The organism is Paludisphaera soli (assembly GCF_011064595.1).
In the GTDB taxonomy this organism is placed as follows: domain Bacteria; phylum Planctomycetota; class Planctomycetia; order Isosphaerales; family Isosphaeraceae; genus Paludisphaera; species Paludisphaera soli.
The window spans coordinates 1-20,554 of record NZ_JAALJI010000047.1 but is presented as its reverse complement, the minus strand read 5'-3'; the positions used below and the strand labels follow the sequence as shown (position 1 = coordinate 20,554).

Annotated in this window: 11 protein-coding genes and 2 pseudogenes; 6 read left to right on the top strand and 7 right to left on the bottom strand. The window is 66.3% G+C overall.

The features are described 5' to 3' along the window. The first annotated feature begins 783 nt into the window (after nucleotides 1–783). Nucleotides 784–1,107 (top strand): hypothetical protein, encoded by a 324-nt coding sequence (locus G6O68_RS29970; RefSeq protein ID WP_165253140.1) that lies wholly within the window; start codon nucleotides 784–786, stop codon nucleotides 1,105–1,107. Nucleotides 1,108–1,148: 41 nt separating this feature from the next. Here the strand turns inward: G6O68_RS29970 and G6O68_RS29965 are convergent, their stop codons facing one another. The 3 genes and pseudogenes from G6O68_RS29965 to G6O68_RS33830 all read right to left on the bottom strand — a co-directional run. Beyond that, the gene (locus tag G6O68_RS29965) at nucleotides 1,149–3,875 is read right to left on the bottom strand and encodes a hypothetical protein (RefSeq protein ID WP_165253138.1); all 2,727 of its coding nucleotides are present in this window, start codon (nucleotides 3,873–3,875) and stop codon (nucleotides 1,149–1,151) included. Between the two features lie 60 nt (nucleotides 3,876–3,935). Beyond that, complete coding sequence (locus G6O68_RS29960; protein WP_165253136.1) at nucleotides 3,936–5,846, bottom strand: hypothetical protein; 1,911 nt, start codon at nucleotides 5,844–5,846, stop codon at nucleotides 3,936–3,938. A 736-nt stretch (nucleotides 5,847–6,582) separates the two neighbouring features. Then, nucleotides 6,583–7,476, bottom strand: a pseudogene (locus tag G6O68_RS33830) (IS3 family transposase); the annotation flags it as partial. Between the two features lie 294 nt (nucleotides 7,477–7,770). Between G6O68_RS33830 and G6O68_RS29945 the strand changes: the two are divergent. Further along, a complete protein-coding gene (locus tag G6O68_RS29945) occupies nucleotides 7,771–8,037 on the top strand; it encodes an IS110 family transposase (protein WP_165253130.1) in 267 nt (88 codons plus the stop codon). Further along, nucleotides 7,992–9,188: an IS110 family transposase gene (locus G6O68_RS29940; RefSeq protein WP_165253128.1), complete on the top strand. Its 1,197-nt coding sequence runs from the start codon at nucleotides 7,992–7,994 to the stop codon at nucleotides 9,186–9,188. The genes G6O68_RS29945 and G6O68_RS29940 overlap by 46 nt, the downstream gene beginning before the upstream one ends. Nucleotides 9,189–9,200: 12 nt before the next feature. Here G6O68_RS29940 and G6O68_RS29935 read toward each other — a convergent pair. Next, nucleotides 9,201–9,458, bottom strand: a pseudogene (locus tag G6O68_RS29935) (transposase); the annotation flags it as partial. 340 nt (nucleotides 9,459–9,798) lie between these two features. On the opposite strand from G6O68_RS29935, the gene G6O68_RS29930 reads away from it, so the two are divergent. After that, complete coding sequence (locus tag G6O68_RS29930) at nucleotides 9,799–11,190, top strand: ATP-binding protein (RefSeq protein ID WP_165253123.1); 1,392 nt, start codon at nucleotides 9,799–9,801, stop codon at nucleotides 11,188–11,190. Nucleotides 11,191–11,265: 75 nt separating this feature from the next. Here the strand turns inward: G6O68_RS29930 and G6O68_RS29925 are convergent, their stop codons facing one another. The 3 genes from G6O68_RS29925 to G6O68_RS29915 all read right to left on the bottom strand — a co-directional run bounded on the left by G6O68_RS29925 (nucleotide 11,266) and on the right by G6O68_RS29915 (nucleotide 18,196). Beyond that, nucleotides 11,266–12,438 carry a CBASS cGAMP-activated phospholipase gene (locus tag G6O68_RS29925; RefSeq protein WP_165253121.1) on the bottom strand — a complete coding sequence of 391 codons (1,173 nt, stop codon included), beginning with the start codon at nucleotides 12,436–12,438 and terminating at the stop codon, nucleotides 11,266–11,268. 239 nt (nucleotides 12,439–12,677) lie between these two features. Continuing rightward, complete coding sequence (locus G6O68_RS29920; RefSeq protein WP_165253119.1) at nucleotides 12,678–15,911, bottom strand: TIR domain-containing protein; 3,234 nt, start codon at nucleotides 15,909–15,911, stop codon at nucleotides 12,678–12,680. A 1,709-nt stretch (nucleotides 15,912–17,620) separates the two neighbouring features. Further along, nucleotides 17,621–18,196 (bottom strand): hypothetical protein, encoded by a 576-nt coding sequence (locus tag G6O68_RS29915; protein ID WP_165253117.1) that lies wholly within the window; start codon nucleotides 18,194–18,196, stop codon nucleotides 17,621–17,623. Between the two features lie 385 nt (nucleotides 18,197–18,581). On the opposite strand from G6O68_RS29915, the gene G6O68_RS29910 reads away from it, so the two are divergent. Both G6O68_RS29910 and G6O68_RS29905 read left to right on the top strand, forming a co-directional pair. Beyond that, complete coding sequence (locus tag G6O68_RS29910; protein ID WP_165253115.1) at nucleotides 18,582–18,734, top strand: hypothetical protein; 153 nt, start codon at nucleotides 18,582–18,584, stop codon at nucleotides 18,732–18,734. 643 nt (nucleotides 18,735–19,377) lie between these two features. Continuing rightward, nucleotides 19,378–20,540 (top strand): IS630 family transposase gene (locus G6O68_RS29905; RefSeq protein ID WP_165253113.1). Its coding sequence is split into 2 segments (ribosomal slippage): nucleotides 19,378–19,846 and nucleotides 19,846–20,540, totalling 1,164 coding nucleotides; the frame shifts between segments, so codons are not numbered across the junction. The last annotated feature ends 14 nt before the right edge of the window (nucleotides 20,541–20,554 follow it).

Genomic DNA, 20,554 nt, shown 5'->3' with positions numbered 1-20,554 from the left:
TCCCGATCGCCGATCGCGCCCGACGGCCTGGAGCATTTGGCCGAGGCGGCTCTTGGAGCGGCACGCGAGCTGGCGGATGCCCGTCTGGCATCCCTGGGACGCGACGATCACGGGCACCTCTACCACGCCCGGCTTTACGCCAGCGCGATCGTGCTGATGTCCTGACCGGCTCACGCGAATGCCGACGTCTTGTCCAGCATGTCGAGGAGGCTGGCACGATGAGCCCGAACACTACGGCCTGTCGGCTGTCCGAAAGCTCATCCAGTAAGGACTTAAGGCGGATCGAAGACCGGGAGCGAGCGACGCCGCCATGCGACACCTGGTCGCCGACGAGATTTGGGCCGTTCTCGGTCCAACGGACGAGCGCTGCCACTCGAAGATGGGCCCGGGGCCGGCGCTACCCGACCGGATGTTCTTCGAGGTCGCCCTCTACCGGGCCATAACTAGCGTCTCCTAGCCTGATCCGCCGGCCAAGTCCGGCGAGTGGGACGCCGTCTACGAACGACTCCACGCTGGGTCCACTCGGGACGGCGCAAGCGGCTTTTCGACATGATGGCCGACCGGGCCCAGCGTAAGAACCCTGACGCCTGGAGATCGACTCGACGATCGTGCGAGCCGTCAGCACGCCGCCGGGGTCGAGCGGCAAAAGGGAGCTGAGAGGCACAATCGCCCGTCCAGTCGCAAGGCGGAGCCACCACTAAGGTAGTCGCCCGCGATAAGGACGGGGTCGTAGCCCTGGACGTCGCCGAGAGACGGCGGAACAACGCCCCGCCGGCGGAAGGCGTGCCGATCCAGGCCCGCAACGCGGCCGGAAAGGACGCCGAGATCCTCGGCGACTCGGGCCTCGGCTTAGACGCGTTCCGCGGCCTCGTGCTGGACGAACTGGACGCCCTGCCGGCGATCCCGAACTGGGGCTGTAGCAAGGAGCCCTGCCTGTGGCACGACGAAGTGCTCGGGACTTACAAGCGAAGGAACGGCGTCAAGCGGGCGTTCGCCAACACGAAGTTGTTCCGCCGCTTGGCCGCGATGTATAAGGACTTGAAGCACATCTACCTCGGCGAGGCCCGTTCCGTCCTCGGATTCCTACACGTCCGAAAGCTCGCATGAGTCGTTGACACGCCGTAGGCCGGTGTCGGGACGTGCATCCTTCAACGGGATCCGACCGACGTCCCGATCGTGAACCGCGCGGCGAGGCCGGCTTTGCGAACGCGGTCGAGCCAGGCGAGTGCCTCCTCGGCCGAGCGACCGGCCGAGATGAGCGAGTCGAACACGATCTGGTATTCATGGCGGAGGTCTGTGGCGAACGTGATGGGATCGTCGGAGCCGATGCAGACGAGTACGGGGGGGGTGCTGGGCGCGGGGACGGCGAGAACGCCCGGAGGCGTGGAGAGGCGCCAGAAGGGGTGGCGGCCAAGGTCGCCGAGATCTCCGATCAGTAGGTTCGACGACGGGTTCATCTCGATCACGATCCCCCGCCGGCCGACCTCATGGCGGACCTCGGCCTGGAGCTGCTCGAGCACCGCTGCCTCGTCGCGAACCACGACCCACTCGGTCGCCTGGCCCTGTTCAAACGTCGTCGGGTGAGTCAGGTAATCGCAAACCCGACGGGCCCGCGCATCCAGGCCGTGCGGCCCGGAAGGCCCGAAACCGTCGGGGAAGCCTGCGGCCAAAAGCCGGCCGGGGTTGTGCAGATCGTCGACCAGGGTCTGGAGGCGTTCGGGGTCGACCGACCGGCGGAACACCAGTCGGGAGAGCCTCGCGATCTCGCGAGTCAAAAAGGGCAACCGATTGAGGCCGGGGCGCGGCCGGCGAGAACACCAGTCCCATTCCCATACGAGGTCGAAGAGCCGCTCCTCTCGCCGCATCGCGACGCGCCCGACACGCCGGGTCCAGTCCGTGATATCGAGCCCGAGCACGAGGGCGTGGCCGAGGCGGTCGCCGTCGCGGGGGCCGAAATAACGGAGCACTTCTGCAACGCCGCGAAGCCCCGAAAGGGGATGATTGAAATCTTCGCCCACGTGGAGCGTCCGGCCCATGGGCGGGGTGCCGTCATTCAGGAGGGCGCTGGCGGACCGGCCCGCGTCCACGACACGGGAGTACGGCCCGAGCAAAACCCAGTTGGGGACCGCCCGCTCGTCGCTGCAGATATCCACCCCGCGGACCCAGCGAAGGCCATCGGGCCGGTAGGCCAGGAACTCGGCCCATGCGTCGGCCTCACGCTGCCGGGCGCGGAAGAACTCGGCGTACCGGTACCCGGTGGGGTTGGTCGCGGGCTCGCGGCCCGAGGAGGTCGACGGGTCGGCGTTGGTCCCCACGCCGTTGGGGGCGTCGTCTCGCTTGCCGCGACTTTTGCCAAAGTGGAGCACGAGCCCGACTTCCACCTGGCTCGTCCTGCGCCGCTGGGTTTCGTCGTTCGGAGGTGCTGTGTAGTCCGTCTTCTGGGCGTGGGCTGAAGCGTCGCCTTGGGCGACCCGCTGCGCGCCGGACGGCCGGCCCTGGAATCGATTCGGCTCGGCCTCGGGATCGAGATAAGCCTCGATCGCGTTCACGTATCGATCAAACCAGGTCCACGAGTCACCCGGCTTGGTGCGCATCTCCAGGGATTGGAGGCCCTCGCCGTGCCCCTGGAGCCGAAGCGCTGAGGCGAGCAGCCGGGCGGGTCGCTCGCTAAACCAGCGCCGACCGGCACCGATCCGCGCGAACGATCGGATGAACCAACGGAGGCCCGCCGTCTGCGGCCGTTGTACGACATGGCGGTAGTAGAGGTTGCGGAGCCGGACCGACTGCCAGAAGAGACGGGCGAAAACACTGTCGTCCGGCCGCAGCGTGACTCGCTCAAGGCCGCGGCGTGTCCAGTACCATTCCGCGGGGCGTGGGTCCGTTGGCTCCAGCTCGAGGATAGTCGCGACCGGGTCAAGCCGAAGTGGTCCATTGGACTCGCATTCCTCGGAGGTGGGTCCGTATTCGGCATATGACCACCGGTAGATCTGCCACAGGTGAGACCATTCTTCTTGGTCGAAAGCAGGGTTGCCGTCATGAACCGCGGCCAGCGCGTCGCCCAACGCTCGCAGGCCAGCGTGGCCGTGCGCCACGTGGATTCGGCGGCTGTACTCTCGTTCTACGTACTCTTCGAACGTGGCATGGCGGCTTGCCCCGTGTTTCAGGTACGCAGCCAGGGCGCATCGGACCACCGCGTTCCTCAGCAGCCAGCCGCCCAGAGCCCTTCCGTCGTCGAACGCCGCACCCGGTGAGCGAAACGCCCCGGGGCGTAAGCCGGACTGCGTCAAGGCGTACTGGAGGGCGGCCCACAAACTGGTGAAATCGAGCCCAGCCCCAACATGCATGTGCAACTCGGCGTACCCCCCCGCGAGCGCCGCCCGCACCGAGGAGGCGACGGCTACGACGCGCGACGGGGGAGGATCGTCGTCAAGCGCGGCCAAGAGAAGATCGGGGGGCAGGGCGAATGTAACCCAGCGCCAGCGGCGGCGTGCCGCCACGAGGCCCTCCTCATCCTCGAGTGAGGTCGGCTCGTACGTCCTGGCCTCGATCGCGTCCGCCACCGGCCTTGGCGCGGCCGTCTCGCCGGTCGCGGTCAGCAACCCCGCGGAATGCCACTTGAGGTAGGCCGCCAGCCCCGTCCCGGCCCCCCCGGCCCCGGCGTCATACCAGAGCCGGTCGCGTAAGCAGCCCAGTTCGTCAGGGGACAACCCTGGCCACGCTGGGGCTAATTCCCGCTCGAGCCGGTCCCATAGCCCTTGGGGTACGCCCACCCCCTCCGGATGCTGGAAAGCCGCCTCGGACGCTAGGGGATACGCCAGCACCTCGGCAAATACGTGGTCGAGGGGGACATGCGTGCTGCGCAGGTTCGACGTCATCGACGGGAGCCTCAACCCCTCTAGCTTGCCGTTCCTTCCACAAGCATACCAACAAACGGTTCAAGACTTCGTTCGGCGTTTGGTTTTCGGGGGAGAGACCCGAGCCTTCGGCTCAGCGGGCGTATCGGTGCTGTTCGTTGCAGGCGATGATTCTGGCCATGGTGCGCTCCTGCGCAGAGCCTCCGTCAAACTCGCCACTCGCCGCGACTTATCGCCGAATGGCTTCCGATGCAACAGCCGAAGCCACATTTGTGGAAGTATAATTTCCATGCGTCGGCCCAGGGCCGGGACTATCGACGATTCCAGAATCTCCCGGTGCCCCGTCACGTCCCGGCCGATAATCTCCAAGTTCAGCAGGCTGAACGCCTCAGCGAGCCAGCTGAAGACGCGTGGGGCGAGGGGCGAGGTCAGATACGATTCTTCGACGCCTGCCGCGAGCCTAGTCACGTGGAGCCACGCCACCTGCGGCACTTCCTCGGAGAGGATCGGAGGCTCGGTCGGTCGCCACCCCGCTAGGAGCTCCACGCCGATCCGGATCCAGTTGTAGACGGTGTGCGAAATCAAGTGCGGGGTGCTATGGCCATACCCGAGGTTTTCAACCTGTTGAACCAGGTCCCCCCAAGCGTCGCAGAACTCATCAACCTCGCGGAAGGTCCGGAGGGGAGGGAATGACCAAGGCAGCCAGGGGCTCCAATCGTCCCCGAGTTGGAAGCGGACGCTTGCTAGCGAACGCACGGCCTGCGGCCCGACGGAGAGAAGGGGATTGGGCGACTGCGTGACGTCTCCGCGGGTGCCCAAGTCACTCGTGAACATCAGCATGCCGACGAATTGAGGGGAGACGGCCAGAGGCTCGGGTCTGCCTATCGAGTTCCGGAACCGCAGCGACCAATCGCAGTCGCGGCCGATCTGCACGCTCCGCTCGAAATAGGGGGCCCTCCCACCCGGCTTCCTCTGAGAGGTTACTTGGTGTCGCACGCGTGCAGTCGTTAGACCGACTGTGGCACCCGTTAACCCCCCCCTTGACGAAACGGACTCTTCGAGCCAGGATTCCACGGCACCGCGTGCTTCGGGGGACAGTCCTTCCTCGGAACGAAGGTTGTCCAGACAGAACCGGTTCAATCCGGGGAGCAAGGTGGCGGCGGAGGAGTACAACGAGGTGCCACCCGCGCCAGCCTGAGGGGCCAATCCTGTGAGGAGTTGCCAGAGGTCGACGAGCCGACGGAGCGGGACTCGTAGAAAACGCGAAGCCTTGTAGAGCGGTAAGTCGTCCAGATGAAGCCGGCTTTCTTCGAACAGATACATCGACATCCATATGGTCCTCGGTGTCGATGAGCGATCGTAGGTCGATGACTCGCGAGTCATCTCGATCGAGTATGAATCCATCAGCTCTTTCAGGGTCCTGCCCGGGACCGACTGGGTCGCTCCCCCGGGCCCCGTGAAGACGACGGTGAATTGCTTGATCTCGTCCAGTTCGGGGAGACCTATGTAGAGTCGCTGGGCCGGTGGCAAATACTTGCGAAGCACGTTCCCAGCGACGTCGGCGACCGTGTCCTGCACCGCACGCTCAGACACCGGCAGGAAAACCGCCCGGGACGACTGCCCCCCCAGGTGCGTCAGCGCGCCGGCGAGCTGAAGGTTGGCAACCACGCTGGCGACTTTCACATCGCCCAGGACGATGAAGAAGAGCCGGGCGACTGAGAGGGTCCGCAGCAGCTCGAGCAGCTCGATGCACCGCACCGGGTTTAGGTCGAAGTCGTCGATCGTGAGCACGAATAGACGGTCGTCGCGGCGGTCTCGGCGACTGAGTTTGTCGAGAATTTCGCTCAACCGCCGGTCCAGGTCGAGGCGGAGCCACTCGGCACGCCGGACTTCGGCCGCGAATTGAGTAGCGTCGAGGGTGCGGGCGCTCTCGCGGAGGTTGCCCTCCCATGAGACGGCTACGTCGGTCTGGAGGCGACCGAGGTCAGCCATGATTTCGTCCTGGGACGCGGGGGGGCCAAGGTACCCTCGTTGCCGCCCGACCGGCACCCCATCCTCGCCCCGCGGTGTCGCGGCCTCTTCGATCCGAGCCAGGATCCCCGAGAAAAGATTTGCCGCCCGGGGCAGCGGCGACATATCCAGCGGCTTCAGCCAAACGAGTCCCGGTCGGAGCGTGTCCAGGACCGACCTGAAGTCCCTTGGTAGGCCGGTGTCCTCCAGTGGCTGGCTTAATCCGTCACGGCTAGGGGCCTGTGACTTCAGATCGTTAGCCAGGGACAAATAGATCGTCGATTTGCCTGTCCCCCGGTCGCCAGAAATCAGTACCACGCGACTCCGACGGTCCAGCTCGATCGTCATCCCGGCCGTCGAGCCGGTGCTGCCACCGCGTGGCGTCCCGCCCTTCGAGCGAGCCGCAACGTCGCGCACCGCCTGGGCGAGGAACTCCGCAAGCCGGCGGTACGTCCTCTGCTGATCTCTGGTCAAGCGCTCAAAAGGGAGTGGGATGCCCTCGGGTCGGAGTTGGGACGAGTCGTTAGGCATATTTATCTGCACCCCGCCGGGGCAACCTCGTCGGCGTGAGAAGCATCAGTACAGCGTACCCGCTACACCGCGTACCCTGAGGCACACTAACTTGATTGTACCCGACAAACCGAAGGAGCGGGCGCGTTTAGGCAGCAAGCGGTTACGATTGAACTTCCCCACGAATGGCGAGCGCGGGGTTCAGGGTTCAACAGGTCGTCTCGAACTCGCACGGGGCCCTGTCGCCGAGCGACGAGTGGCGTCGCTCGCGGTTGTAGAACACCTCGATGCACTCGAAGATCTCGGTCCTCGCCTCGGCCCGGCTGGCGTAGCCGCCGCCGTGGACCAGCTCCTTCTTCAGGCTGGCGAAGAACGACTCCATCGGCGCGACGTCCCAGCAGTTCGCACGTTGGCTCATGTCGCACGTGATCCGGTGTCGGGCCAGGATTCTCTGGTAGTGCTCGCCCGCGTAGGTGCTCCCGCGGCCCGAGTGGGCCACGAGGCCCTCGCCGGGTAGGCGTCTCGCCACCGCCATCTCCAGGGCGTCGACGACCAGGCGGCCGTCGTTCCGTTCTGACATCGACCAGCCCCCGATCCGCCGCGAGTGCAGGTCCACCGTCGCCACCGGATACAGTCAACCTACCTGGGTGGGGATGTACGTCACGTCGGCGGCCCACGCCCGGTCCGCGGCACCCGGCTCGGACCGGCGGCCCAGGAGGTTCTCGGCGGCGGGGCGTCCGTGGCCCGAGTCGGTCGTCAGGCGGAACCTCCGCCTGGTCCTCGCGGCGATCCCGTAGCGACGCATCAGCTTCGCCACCGTGTTCACGCAGCAGGGCACGCCCCTCGCCGCGAGCTCGGCGTGGACCCGCGGGCTGCCGTAGCGGGCCCTCGACGCGCAGTGGACGCCCTGGACGGCCTCGGCCAGGGCCCCGCTTCCCGGGGCCCTCTCGCTCGCAGGCCTTCCTCGCCATCCGTAGAAGCCGCCGGGCGAGACGCGCAGGGCCCGGCGCATCGTCCGGACCGGCCATCGCCCCCGGTGGCGTTCGACGAAGTCGTACCTTACGACGACTCCCCGGCGAAGAAGGCCGTCGCTCCTTTTAACGGTATGAACGAAGCTGCGCCGTCGGCTTGCCACCAGCTTGTCGACGGCGTGAAGACACGGTCCCATGCCCGCCACGGGCATGGGACGAGCGGAGCACCACCTCGGTGGTGGAGGCGGAGCCGATCCGACTCGGGGCAGGTCGAGAGATCCTGTGGGCTTCAAGCCCGTTTTTTCAACCGACCGCCCTCACCGGCCCACCCGGCTGAGCCGCGAGCTCGAAGAGGTAGATGCCGTTCGGCCCGCCCGATCACCACGATCCATCGGCCCGATCGCACGACTCCCGGAGGCTCCGCCATGCGATTCGTCGGACTCGACCTCCACAAGCGCAAGCTGGAGGTCTGCATCCTCGACGCGACGGGGAAGGTCCTCGCGCGCCATTCCGTCGCCTGCGAGCGCCAGGCCCTCGAGGCCTTCGCCCGGGCTCGCCTCGAGCCCACCGACAGGCTGGCGGTCGAGGCGGCGACCAGCACCTGGGCCGCGGCCGCCATCCTCCACCCCTCGTCGCGGCGATCGTCGTGGGCAACCCCATGCGGACCGGGGCCATCGCCCAGGCCGAGGTGAAGACCGACGAGATCGACGCCGAGATCCTGGCGAACCTCCTCCGGTGCGACTTCCTCCCCGAAGTCTGGGGGCCCGACGGCGTCACCCAACGGCTGAGGCGCCTGACGGGCGTGCGGTCGGCCCTGGTGGCCGACCGCACGCGGCTCAAGAACCGCATCCACGGCGTCCTCGCCGGCCTCCTGGTCGTCCTGCCCGAGGGGGGGCCGTTCACGGCCAAGGGGCTGGCCTGGGTCCGAGGCCTCGAGCTCCCCGAGGACGCCCGAGGCACGGTCGATCGCTTCCTGAGGCTTTACCACGCGGTCGACGCCGAACTCGAATCGCTCGACGCCCAATTGCGGACGCTCGCCCATCACGACGACCGCGTCCGGCTCCTGATGACCTTGCCCGGCTTGGCCCATGGCACGGCCCTGACGCTGATTGGCGCGCTGGGGGACGTCACTCGGTTCAGCGACGGAGACCACGCCGCGAGCTACCTGGGCCTGACGCCGGTCGTCCGGCAGTCGGCGGGCAAATGCCACCGGGGCCCGATCACCAAGGCGGACAGCTCGACCGCCCGGGCCATGCTCACGCAGGCGGCCCAGCACGCCGCCGAGCATCCCGGCCCCCTGGGCGCCTCCTTCCGGAGGCTGCGGAAGCGGAACGCACGCAACGTGGCGATCGTCGCCACGGCCCGCAAGCTGGTGACGATCGCCTTCCTGATGCTCAGGAACGACGAGCCGTATCGCTACGCCCGGCTAGAGCGGGTCCGGGCCAGGCTGCGGCACGTCGAGCGTGCCGTCGAGGAGGCGGGCAAGCCCGCCGGAGCCAGGACGGGACGAAATCCGGGGCCGGAGCCCAAGGATCGGTTGAACCGCACCTATGCCCGCGCGGGGCTCCCCGGGGCGAGAGGGCCGCAGGAGTGGCCCCGAGAGAGCGACGCGCCCTCGACGCGGCCGGAGCGAGGGAGTTCGCGGAGGCGGTCCATGCCCCGCCGCCGCGGAGGGGGCCCAGGCCGAAAGCGGCGAAAGTGGAGGCGTGACCACGGCCTGATGACTCGACACGCGATTCGCCCTCAGGGGCGTCGGGCACGTCTCGCCTGGCGATCAGGCTCGGACGGGCATGAGGATCGCTTCCGGGGACGATTCCGGCGAAAACGTCGGCGGCGCAATTGACGCGTTCAGAAGCAGGACTTCTCGCTCCGTCTGCAGCCGCTTGACCTCGGCCCGGAGCCGCCGCAGCTCCTCCTCCAGGGCGGGCTGGCAGCCCTCGCCGGGGCGGGCCCGGCCGCCCTCGGCGGCCAGGGCCTGCCGCCAGCCGCGGAGCATGTTCTCTCCCAGATCCAGCTCCCGAGCGACCTCGGCCAGGCTCTTGCCCTGCTCGTCGATGCGTCGCACCGCCTCGACCTGGAACACGCGAGTGAACGTCCTTCGGGTCTTCGTCATCGAAGGGCCTCCTCAGGTCGAGCTTACGCTCTTACCTGGGCGCTCGCCATTCGTGGGGACGTCCACGATACGGAGGTCAGGCCAGCAAGATTTCTTGCTGCACCCGAAGTCGGCGGCGGCCGGCTGTCGCCAGGCAGTACAAACTTGGTCCTGCCCCCTGGGATTGACGTGCCGCGCACGTCGCGTTCAAGATGGACCTCAGGTTGAGTCTTGTCCCGCCCGATGTAAGAGAAGGGCTAGTGGCGTCACGCTCACGTTTCACCACCGGGCCGACCCTTCCTGGTGTAACGGCCGCGTGCCGGGGGGAGACGGAGCTCAAAGCCTTAAGGGCATCGACCTCATGATCGACCCGCGCGACTTCTTCCGGTCTGGAAGCCCTTTGCGTGATGGAGACGAGAATCTCTTCCAGGGACGCCAAGACCTTATTCATAAAGTCCTGCACGCCATTGGTTCTCAGAACCCCGTGACCCTCCTTTGCGGGGAACCCGGTGTCGGCAAGAGCTCGCTGGCCTGGCAAGTTATGCGGGTGCTAGAAGGCCGTAACCGGCTGCTCCGTCACTTGGACCTCCGGCCGAGCTACCCAGTCAAGCCATCGCTGTGCGTCTGGCTCCAGTGCAATGGCGCCATGCGCGATCTGGAGGACGTACTCCTAGCCCTTATGACGGTGCGCACGGCCGGTCCGAGCTTTCGGTCGCTGGCACCCGAGTTGTACCGCCCCGAGTTCGAGAGATTGCTGTCGGCAGCGGCCGAGCGAAACCTCCAACGGCCGTCCCGCCGGGCGGACCGGGAAGCTGGCGAGTCGCTTTGGCAGTCGGAGGCCTTGATGCTTTTCAATCGCCTCTTACAGGAAATCCGACGAGTTCATCAAGTTAAATATGTCACCATATTTCTCGACGACCTCGATTCCATCGGCGGCACGAGGACCGGTGAAAGCGGGCGGCGAGATGATCTCCAGCCCGAACCATTGCCTCTGAATAATGTTGTTGATACCGGAGGCGGCATGCGGCTTGTCGTCACTTGCCGGGAAAAGCATATCGCAGGTCCCGTCGATGGCGAGTCGGTGCCCGTCATGTGGCCAGTATGGAACGCCTTTCCTTTGAAAGGCCTGCAGGAAGACGACCTGGACGAGATGTTCAAGACAACGGAGGATGCAGCGGGGGGGTTGATCCGGTTCAGCTCAGAATACAAGCAGCGGCTCCTCACTTTCGGCGAAGGCGCGACCTGGCTTTTCCATACGCTCGGGGCCTCGGTATTGAGCTCGACGCTACGCAAGGTGTACAGCGGGGAGCGGCGTTTTCCCCTGGTGCTTGGTGGAGAAGACCTGGATCATGCCGTTGACCAACTTCTCACCCCGAGTCGGCCGGAGACCTTCCCGGAAGATCCGTACCGGGTTGATCGGCTGATCACGGCCTGCGAATCCTCAAGAGTTCGCGAGGCTGTCATCTTCGCCCTAGCCAAACATGACTACGACAAGGACGAATGGGTTCCCGAGGCGAAGATTCGCCAGTTTGAGAGCGTGCTGCCCCACGATTCGATAAGCGTGAAGCAAGCTTTGGAATCTCTGTCCAGCAAGGCTTCAGGTGTCCTCATGGCACGTGAAGAGCACAAGGTGAAGGGCGGCCCCCGCGCGTACCGATTCCTCGACCACATCACCTGGTGTCTGGCCAGGATGGCCCGGACAAAAGGAGAAGGTACGCTGAGTGGACTGAAGGGCAGTATTCACAAAGTATGAGTCCCCAGTTTGGGAGAGTCACGTCTGGTAGGGATGCCCCACCCGTACGGCCGGGCGGGGCTTGGACGTGGCGGGTTAACTTTCGTAGCCCGCCTCCGAGGCCGGGTCTGCCGCGGTCGCAGGTCTATTGAGCACCCCGGCCGATGGCAAGCCGGCGGGAGAGGCTGGGGGTGGGAAACTGACGTACGGGGGTGCCACGCCGTCGAGAAACTGGGCCGGAATCTGGCCGATCATGTTCCTCGACTCCGACCGCCCGTTGGCAATCAGAATCCCGAGGTTCCCGACCGCGTCCAGCTCCCAGCCCGCGCCGCAGTGGGCGAAGTTGATGCGATGGTATCGACCGTCCGGCAGGAGGTAGCGGAGCATTCGGTGGGTGCCTTGCGATTGGGACGTCATCATCAGCTCAAGCAGATGCGGTGCCCAAGAAAGCACGCCCGCCTTGCTCTCGGGGAGTCGGAAGGCCGACGGGCTCTCGCCGGTCCCGATCGAGAGTACTAAGATGTCGTCGGGGGTGAACGGCACATCCTCAGGTCGCCGGCAGACTTGGGAGATCCGGATTGCCTCAACGTAGGCGAGCATCCCGGGGTGGTTGGCCCAGAGGCCGCCGTCTACGAACTGGCCCTCCGCATGCGGGTCGGAGATCCAGTGCGGCGGAAAGTAGGTCGGGGCGGCGGTAGTCGCCAGGATCACGTCCCGCGCCGAGAGATGACGATCGCGGTCTTGGTTCGGAACGTGAGGCGTCCGGAACACAATTGGCCGGCCCAAGCTGGTCCGCACCGAAGGCACTATCAGGCGATGCTGGGCTTTCTCGAGCGTCTTGCCCTCGAGGACGGTGTCAACCGCGTGGGCCAACGCTGCAGCATCGTACTTCGACCTCCAGAGTGCGTCGCGGTCAAGGCCGGCCTTCCGCAGAAAAGCGTTCGGTAGGAAGTCCATAGCCCAACGCATGCGCGACCGTCTGCGGCGGGTGAAGATGGCGTTCCCATGTTCCTGGTACATCCTGACGACGTCGCCGGCGCTCAGCCCCATCGCCAGGGCGACCGCTATGATCCCGCCGGTGGACGTGCCGGCGATAAGGTCGAACGAGGTAGCGATGGGTCGACCGAGTCGCGTTTCGAGGCCCTCCAGAAACGCCGCGGTGAATGCGCCCCGGATGCCGCCGCCGTCCAGGCTCAGTATTCTGAAGCAGCGTCTTCGTTGCGAGCCTTGCGTTTCCACCAGGGGGTGAGCCTCGTTGGTCCCGCTCATGAAAGACCTCGTCGGATTTGTTTGCTGAGAAGGTGGAGTGGGCGCGAGACCCCAGGTCCTTTGCTACTCCGTAATACTCCCTCAGGGTAGTGCGCGGGTGTTACCCCGAGCATCCGGTCCCAGCCTACTTCTAACCTAGGATAACACAATCGAAAAAAGCACCATACAGCTTCGCGAGCCGTGGCAGCGGACGTCTATAAAATGGTCCATGACCCAGATGAGCAACTCGTTGAAGCTGCTTAGTCGACGGCCGGGGGACTTGGCAGGTCGATGCCGGGGTGGGCGGCTCGGACCCAGGCGACGAACTCCCACTGGGTCGGGAAGGTGTCCGGCGGAACTCCGGCGAGTTGCTCCGCCCGGCGAAGCAGGACCACGCGAGCCGAGCCGACGCAGAGGGGGTGCTTGAGGGCGTCAACCACCTCTCCGAGATTGAGGTGCGCGGCCGCCTCCCCGAGTGCCAGCTCCAGCGGGGCGTGCCAGGCCGTGTTCCAGTGACCCCAGTCAGAACGCGCCCAAGCCGTGAGGATCCTCCTCACCCCCCTCGCCGGAAGCTTGTGCTTGAGCGAGACCGCCCTCAGGGCCCCGGCCGCCTCGGACAGCTTATACGCTTCCGTTTCCTCGGACAGGACGGCAGCCAGGGTGTCGGCGGCCCGGCCCAGGACGGAACCCGCCCGGGTCGGGTCGACCCGCCCGCCGATGGCCCCCAGCGCAGCGATCCAGTCCCGTCGGGCTTCCTCTTCCGCCTCAATGGGCAGAGCGTCCGCAGCGATGGCTAATACGGATTCCGCCTGGGCCGGGTGGAGCCGGCTGGCGACCGCCCCGAGGACCCGGGCCGCCCTAGCCCGGACGGCCGGGCTCGACTCCTTGGCCAACAACGGGGCGAATAAAGCGTCGGTGATTCGACGGGCCCTTTCCGGGTCGAGCCGCTCCACCACGAGCCCCAGGGCGCGGGCCAAGTTCTCCGGAGTGGACTCATACTGAAAGTCGCTCCGGCTCTTGGCCATCAGGGCGGCGGCCAAACTGTCGGCGGCCTGGACCAGGACGTCCGCCGCCCGGACCCTCTCCAGCCGCCCAACGGCCGCCGCGAAAGCCCCGGCCAACTCCGGGTCCGCCTGCCGCTCCTGTAGCGCGTAGATCAAGGCGGACGTCGTCTTCTCCTCCGACTGGACGCCTTTGCCCCGCCCGATCTGCGTCTCCTCGGCCACTAAGTCATCGGCGACTTGGGCTGCCTGGACCGGATCGAGGAGCCCGAGGACACCTACCATCCCCATCACTAGGTCACCCGGTGCGGCAGTGCCCGAACGAGCTCGGGACAATCGGGGGGACAAGGTGTCGATAACCGGACTCACAATGGCCTTTGCGCGGGTCGGGGGGAGCCGGCTGGCGACGTCCCCTAGCGCGACCAGTTGGGCGGCGCGATCACGGCTGATCCTCTCCATGTCGTCCGGATTGCGGCCGCGCTCGGGTTCGAGGATTCTCCGGGCCAGGGTGACGGCGACCGGGTCCAGCTTAGCTCGGACCTGGTCCCTGTCCGCCCCTCTGGCCATCGCCTCCAGGACGCGATCGAGGCCGACCACCCTATCCCAGACCGTCTCGATATCGGGTAGATCGGCCAGGAGAGATGCCAGAGCGGGGACCATCCGCTCGGCTCCGCCCGAGTCGAGGCGCAGGGCGACCGCCTGCAGGGCGAGGATATACTTCTCCGCGCCGCCCGCGGCCGAGGTGGCGGGGTGTTCTCTCAGGGCGTCCAGTAGGGCGATAGCGATTCGTTCGGCCCGAGGCGGGTCGAGCCGTCCGGCAACTCCTCCCAAGGCCCGTGCCAAGGCGGGCCTATTGGAAGGCCACCTCTTACCAGCCGATAGGGCGTCGGTCAGGGCGTCGGCGACCTGCCCGGCCCGGGCCGTGTCCAGCTTTTCGACCACCGCCACAAGTACGTCGGCGAGATGGTTGCGAGCGATGTGTTGGTTCTCCTGGCTAGCCAGGGCGGCGCACATGGCGTCGGCGACCGGTCCCAGGACGGCGTCCGCCTCTGCAGCGTCGACCCATCCCACGAGCTGGACGAGCGAGCGGCTCAGCTGATCATGCCCGAACGGCCCCTTCTCCTTGGTCGCCAGCGCGGCGACTAGGGCGTCGATCGCCGGTCGCAGGGCGGCCGCCGCCCGGGCCGGATTGCCCCGCGCCCCCCCTCGCCCCGGCGCGAACGGCGTCGCCGGGACGATGAGTTCCTGGAGCCTTCGGTCCAGTTGATCGATTCGGCCGCCGGACGTGGCCACTTGTCGTCCGAGGGCGGTCCCCCCGACCCCGAGGAGGTCCAGGGCTAGGTCGTCTGGGAGCGTTAGACACGCCGCCTGTAGAGAGAACCAGATCCGGATGAATGGGATTTCCTGCAGGGTGGTGTCCCGAACGGCTTCCGCCAGGATCCTGCCCGCCCGACTAGCCAAGACTAGGTCGGTGCTGCCCAGCTCTGCCAGTACTTGGGCGGCCGCGGCTCGAACCTCGACGTCCGGGGCATCGAAGCGCCGGGCGGCGATCTCCTCGGCCCGCCGACGACGTCCGAGGTCCAGCCCGACCGCCCCCTGGACCGCGTACGGGGCCCGGTTGGCCAGTCGGCTTGCCCGTGCCCGGTCCTCGAGGGCGTGTTCCAGATATTTGTCCCGGATCCGGTCTTGCTCCGGCGCCAACGAGGCCAGCTGAGTGAATGCCAAGACCTCGGGTACCGTCAAGCCGTTCGCTGTCGGCTCGGCCGGCACGAATAGCCCCTTGGCGACCTCCAGTTCCGCCGTCTCCAGGGACGCGGTCAGGGCAGTCCCTCGCCGGTGGGACAACCACCCGAAACCGCAGGCCAGGGCCGCCAAGGCCCCCAGAAGGAGGACGGCCGTCCCGGCCACCCGCCGAACCTGCCGGTGCCGCCGGACGTCTTCCCCAGCGATCTCGTCCTTGGACCGGCCGTGCAGGCGGGCCGCGATCGCCGCCACTCCGTCCAGGAAGTCGGGGTGCCGCGTAGAGAGCTGCTCGCCGGCCTTGGCGAAGGCCAGGTCGACCCAGAGGGGCTCCTGTCGGAACCGCCCCCGGAGGGAGTCCGGAAGGGCCGACGTCCGGGCCCAGTCGAAGTCCCCTGCCGCCCCATCCCACGCGATCGCTCCGTCGGTCAAGACCAGGATCAGGTTGGCCGGGTCCCGCTCGGCCAGCCAGTAGGCCAGCTCCTGCCGGACCCACGGAGACCCGGCCGAGGCCCAGGAGGCCATGAGGAGTAGGAACTCCGACTGCTGGAGTGCTTGGAGGATGGCCGGCCACACGGCCGGGTTAGCCGACAGGTTGGTCTTGTCCCGGAATACCCGTACGGCTCGCAGCCGGTACCACGGTTTGGCGAAACTATGGAGGGCGGATTGGAGGGCGGGAGCCAATCGTCCGTCGGTCGCGTGGCTGTACGAGAGGAAAGCCTTGTACGGGTAGGTCGGCTGGGGTTGAGCCACGTTGTTCCTCCTGACGGGAGTCTTGCAAGCGCCCGTGGCTCGCCCATTCTATCGCGAAAACGACACCTGGACTGCCGAGTTCTCGAAGTTACGCAAAATGCAGTGAGCTCCCCCGTCCGGCTTATCGACCCTCTACAATCTGCTTTAGGCTGGTGCCTCGGACAAAGCCGTGAGGACCCCGGCGATTGGGTCGACTGGCACATTTCCGACAGGCTCCAAACGCCGGCCTTGCTCAGCATCATGGCGCACGATGGGAGGGTCGGAAAGGCCTCTGGCCCTCCGTTCCATCTTGACGGCTTCGACGAGGTACCGTAGCAACTCCGCCGGACGCAACTCCTGCGGCTCCAGGCCGCGTAGTCGATCGAGCGCTCGAGCTTGCAGCGCGACCGCCTCACGTGCGTGGCGCCGGCTCATCTCCTGCACTGCGGTCGCGTGGGCCTCGCAAGCCCTACGATCGAGTTCGCGGTCCCAGGCAGTCGCACGAGCCACCCAGTTAAACTTCGAAGACGTGCGGCGCAGCCATCCTGTTGAGCCCCTCCTGCGGCCTCCCTGGCCCCCAGCACGACGCCTGCCAACTTCGTCCAGGCTGCGGACGGGGCCAAGGTCGCGGTACATTACGAAGGCCGCGAATCCTCTGGTCGTTTCGCCGGGCTGTCGCTCCCACACGCGCGACCCCCCCGAGGATTCGTCTTGCGTAGATCGTGACACTCTAAGGTCCCCCAGGTGATCTTCTGCCCTCTAGCGACGATGCTGGGGATCGACGTGGCCCATTGCCGACACCAGCGGGAGTCCACCGCTCATTCGGCCCGGCCTCCCGTTGTACTCGGGATCACTGAAGAAGGCGTGATTAGCCGCTATGAGCCGGAGACTTGGGGCAGGCCCGAAGTGTCGATCTAGGGCGAGGGATCCGACGACCATTCACTATAGTTGTTTTGTGAGAGGACGAGGACCACAACGACTTCGTCTACAGCTCGAGCAAGCTCCCGCCGGTTCGATGTTCTGAAGTTGCTGCTGGACGGTCGACCGCTCGCCGCCGAAGCTGGCTCGCGCCGCGTCGGAGAAGCGGCCATCGATCCACTGCGCGAACTCATCCAGGCCGATCCCGGAACTCCTGCAGTGCAGGCCACTCTCGGGAGCCCGGGTTGTACGCCCTTCGGGGCTCCCCAAGAGCGGTTGCGGGTGACCCGGTGCGACGAAACAACTGCCTCACGGTATGGCTGTAGATTAGTGCGTATAAAACAATAGGATAATCTCCGACTTCCATAGCTCGACCTTCTACTCGATCAGAGGTGCAGCGCATGGCGTTGAGCAGACGGTCGGAGGCAGTGCAACCTCGTTTCTGTAAATCCGAATGCCTTTGAGCGGCGGGTCACTGGTCTCCATCGTCACGGCGCTCACGAGCCGCATGGCCCACGGAGCGGCCCTCGCACTCCGAGGGCTCCAGGATTCCAAGGACCCCAGCTCACGACCGCGGATCAAGCAGGAGAGCGGCCGGCATCCCGGCATCGCGGGGCTTCAGATGCTCGCGGGAGTCGGGCAGGGGCGGTCGTCGGGTTGCGGGCCCGGTGGATCGCACCCTCGCCCAGCAGCGCCGAGAATGTCGGATGGGAAGGTGCTCGCATCGACCTTCGTGCGATCTGCCAGGCGGCGGGGCGGGGGATTACACAAATGGGCATTCGCGGGTCGTATGAGTCCGGTGGCCGGTGGAGCTACTCACCGGCTTCAGTAACGACGAATGGATTGCCTTCGAGGTCGAACTGGGCGGGGCAGGCGCAATCCCCCTCCAAGAGCACCCCGGCATAGTCAAGGAAGGCGAACCCGATACCCCCATCTGCAGTGAGATCTATGAGGACGAAGGGTACCTCGCCCCGGGATGCGAACGAAAACTCAAACAGTACGACAGGCTTCCCAATCTTTCGAAGCGCGTCCCGGGTCCGCTGAGTTTCCTGCTCGAGGCGCATGAGAGCCGGGTGAAGGTTGCCGACCTGCCACGCGTCCGTCCGAGCCGCGATGTCTCGGGCTGCCTCCTCAAGAGCGTTCAGGTATAGTTTAATGGTGCGAGCCATCGTGGCGGCGAATGTGTCTGTTGCCTGAATTAGGCCGACTCCATAGCGTTCTTCGAGTTCGCGAGCGCACCGGTCGCAGACGCAGGTCGGGCCCTCGGCCTCGAGAACTTGGGCAAGATTGGCGGCGAACGGGGCTAAGTCGTCGCCTTCCCTACCCATCGACTCCAGGTCGGCCACCAGTTCGGGAAACTCGGTGTCGAACGAGACTTCCCCCCACACCCTATGCAACTTCTGACAACTTTGGCCATGACGTACTCCTCTTGTATTAGCTATGAATCGCTTCTCGTCCTCAGTCTAGCAATTGTTGCACGTTCTGATCGGCTTGAACTCGCTTGGTCCCGCCGGAGCCGTCGTCCGTTCTCTGCAACCCCTGCGGGCTCATAGGCTCCGGCCGATCGTCGATCGGCGTGGGCGGGGAGGCGGACGACCCGCTCGGCGGAGAACTGAGCAGGGCCGCAAGGCCTGACGGAGTGTAGTGCGATGGCTCGCCAGCAGCCTGGCCGGGCCTCCTATCGCCTTGCTTGGTTCTGACGAGAAATTCGAAGCGGCTCGCGGGGCTGGTCGCGGTCGTGACGTATCTTCGCCGGAGGCGTCGGAGCTGTTTGTGATCGACGACCACCCCCTCCCGGTCGCTCATCGTTTGCCGGAGTTGCGCATCGGTTACGAGCAGACCCACCTCGTCGGGGTGCCGGAGTTTGTGCCGACCGACGGCGAGCAGGGCGAGGAGAAATGCGATCTCGCCGCGACTGCGACTTAGGCGGTGGAGTGGTCGCTTCGCTTCCTTCGCAGGGGAAGCTGCCCCCCTCTTATAATGGGGGGAGGATTCGCCCAGGCATTCCACGGGCTCCGGCACCAGCAAGACTCTCCCCTGAGGATCTCGCCAGACCACGTGGTATCCCTCCGGCACCGACCCCTCCTGAAGTATCTGGCCCTCGCGAACGATGCTCTCGTGCTGTGCGTCAACCTGCGCCCGTCGACGCTCTTCCCGGTGAAAATCGCCCGAGCGGGCCGGATGCAGGAGGGGGGACGAGTTTGCGGACTTCAAGCAAGCGTCGAGATGCGACAACGCCTCGCGGAGCGGGGTTCGGTAGATTCCCTGGAAGTGCAGCAGCCAAGCCCTCATCACACTGCGTGATGCCTCGACTCCGTATCCTCGGCAGACGAGGCTGGCCACTGCTCGGCAGACTTGGCTGTTCCTCTCCCCCGCCCCCCTCACCGGGAATCGCTCGATCACGTCCCGCGCGAGCTTAACCTCGTCGACGTCCCTCTGCCGCATCCGCAGCCGCGGCGGCTTGGAATTCCTGACCTGCTTCGAGAGTCCGCACTCGACTTTCGGTGGATCGCGCTCTAGTAGTCCCCCACCGACGACTTGATGACGGACGTCGGATCGGTTCTCCTGGATGCGGACTTACGCCGCAAGGAGGGCCGCCGTGAAGAGATACATCGTGACGCTGACGGACGAGGAGCGGGCGGAGCTGGAGGCGATGCTGGCCGGCGGGAAGTCTTCGGCGTTGAAGCAGGCGCACGCCCGGATTCTCCTGAAGGCCGACTCTTCTCCCGGAAGGTCGGCGTGGAGCGACTCGAAGATCGCCGAGGCGGTCGAGGTCGGGACGGCGACCGTCGAGCGGGTCCGCAGGCGGTTCGTCGAGCAGGGGTTGGAAGCGGCGCCGGTCCGCAAGCCGCAGGAGCGTCCCAGCCGGCCGAAGACGCTCGACGGCCGGGCCGAGGCGAAGCTGATCGCCCTGGCTTGCTCGCCGCCGCCGGGGGGCCGCAAGGCGTGGACCATGCAGCTCCTGGCCGACAAGCTCGTCGAGCTGGAGGTCGTCCCGGCGGTCTGCGACGAGACCGTCCGCCGCTGTTTGAAAAAAGCGAACTGAAGCCCCACCTGAAGAAGCAGTGGTGCATCCCGCCGAATGGGAACGCCGAGTTCGTGGCGGCGATGGAGGACGTCCTGGACGTCTACCATCGGCCCTACGACGAGAAGCGTCCGCTGGTCTGCCTCGACGAGGCGAGCCGCCAGCTGATCGGCGAGACGATCCTGCCGATCCCGGCGGCCCCCGGCCGCCCCGAGCGGTTCGACTACGAATACGTCCGCAACGGCACGACCAACCTGTTCATGGTCACGGAGCCGCTGCTGGGCTGGCGGGCCGTCAAGGCCACCGACCGGCGGACGGCCGTGGACTTCGCCGAGGTGGTCCGCTGGCTCGTCGAGGACGTCCACGAGGAGGCCGACAAGGTCGTGCTGGTGATGGACAACCTCAACACCCACAAGATCGCCAGCCTCTACGAGGCGTTCCCGCCCGAACAGGCCCGGCGGATCGCCGAGCGGCTGGAGATCCACCACACGCCGAAGCACGGCTCGTGGCTGAACGTCGCCGAGATCGAGCTGTCGGTCCTCTCCCGCCAGTGCCTCGACCGACGGATCGGGTCGATGGACGAACTGAAGCGGGAGGTCGCCGCCTGGGAGGAAGGGCGGAACGAACGCCGGGTCGAGACCCGATGGCGGTTCACCACCGCCGACGCCCGGATCAAGCTCCACCGACTCTACCCATCACTGCCGTAGTGGCAGATCACTAG

Excerpts from the sequence above, each read along its gene's own strand:
- G6O68_RS29965 (WP_165253138.1), bottom strand. The coding sequence starts at position 3,875 with ATGACGTCGAACCTGCGCAGCACGCATGTCCCCCTCGACCACGTATTT.
- G6O68_RS29960 (WP_165253136.1), bottom strand. The coding sequence starts at position 5,846 with ATGGCTGACCTCGGTCGCCTCCAGACCGACGTAGCCGTCTCATGGGAG.
- G6O68_RS29945 (WP_165253130.1), top strand. The coding sequence starts at position 7,771 with ATGCGATTCGTCGGACTCGACCTCCACAAGCGCAAGCTGGAGGTCTGC.
- G6O68_RS29930 (WP_165253123.1), top strand. The coding sequence starts at position 9,799 with ATGATCGACCCGCGCGACTTCTTCCGGTCTGGAAGCCCTTTGCGTGAT.
- G6O68_RS29925 (WP_165253121.1), bottom strand. The coding sequence starts at position 12,438 with ATGAGCGGGACCAACGAGGCTCACCCCCTGGTGGAAACGCAAGGCTCG.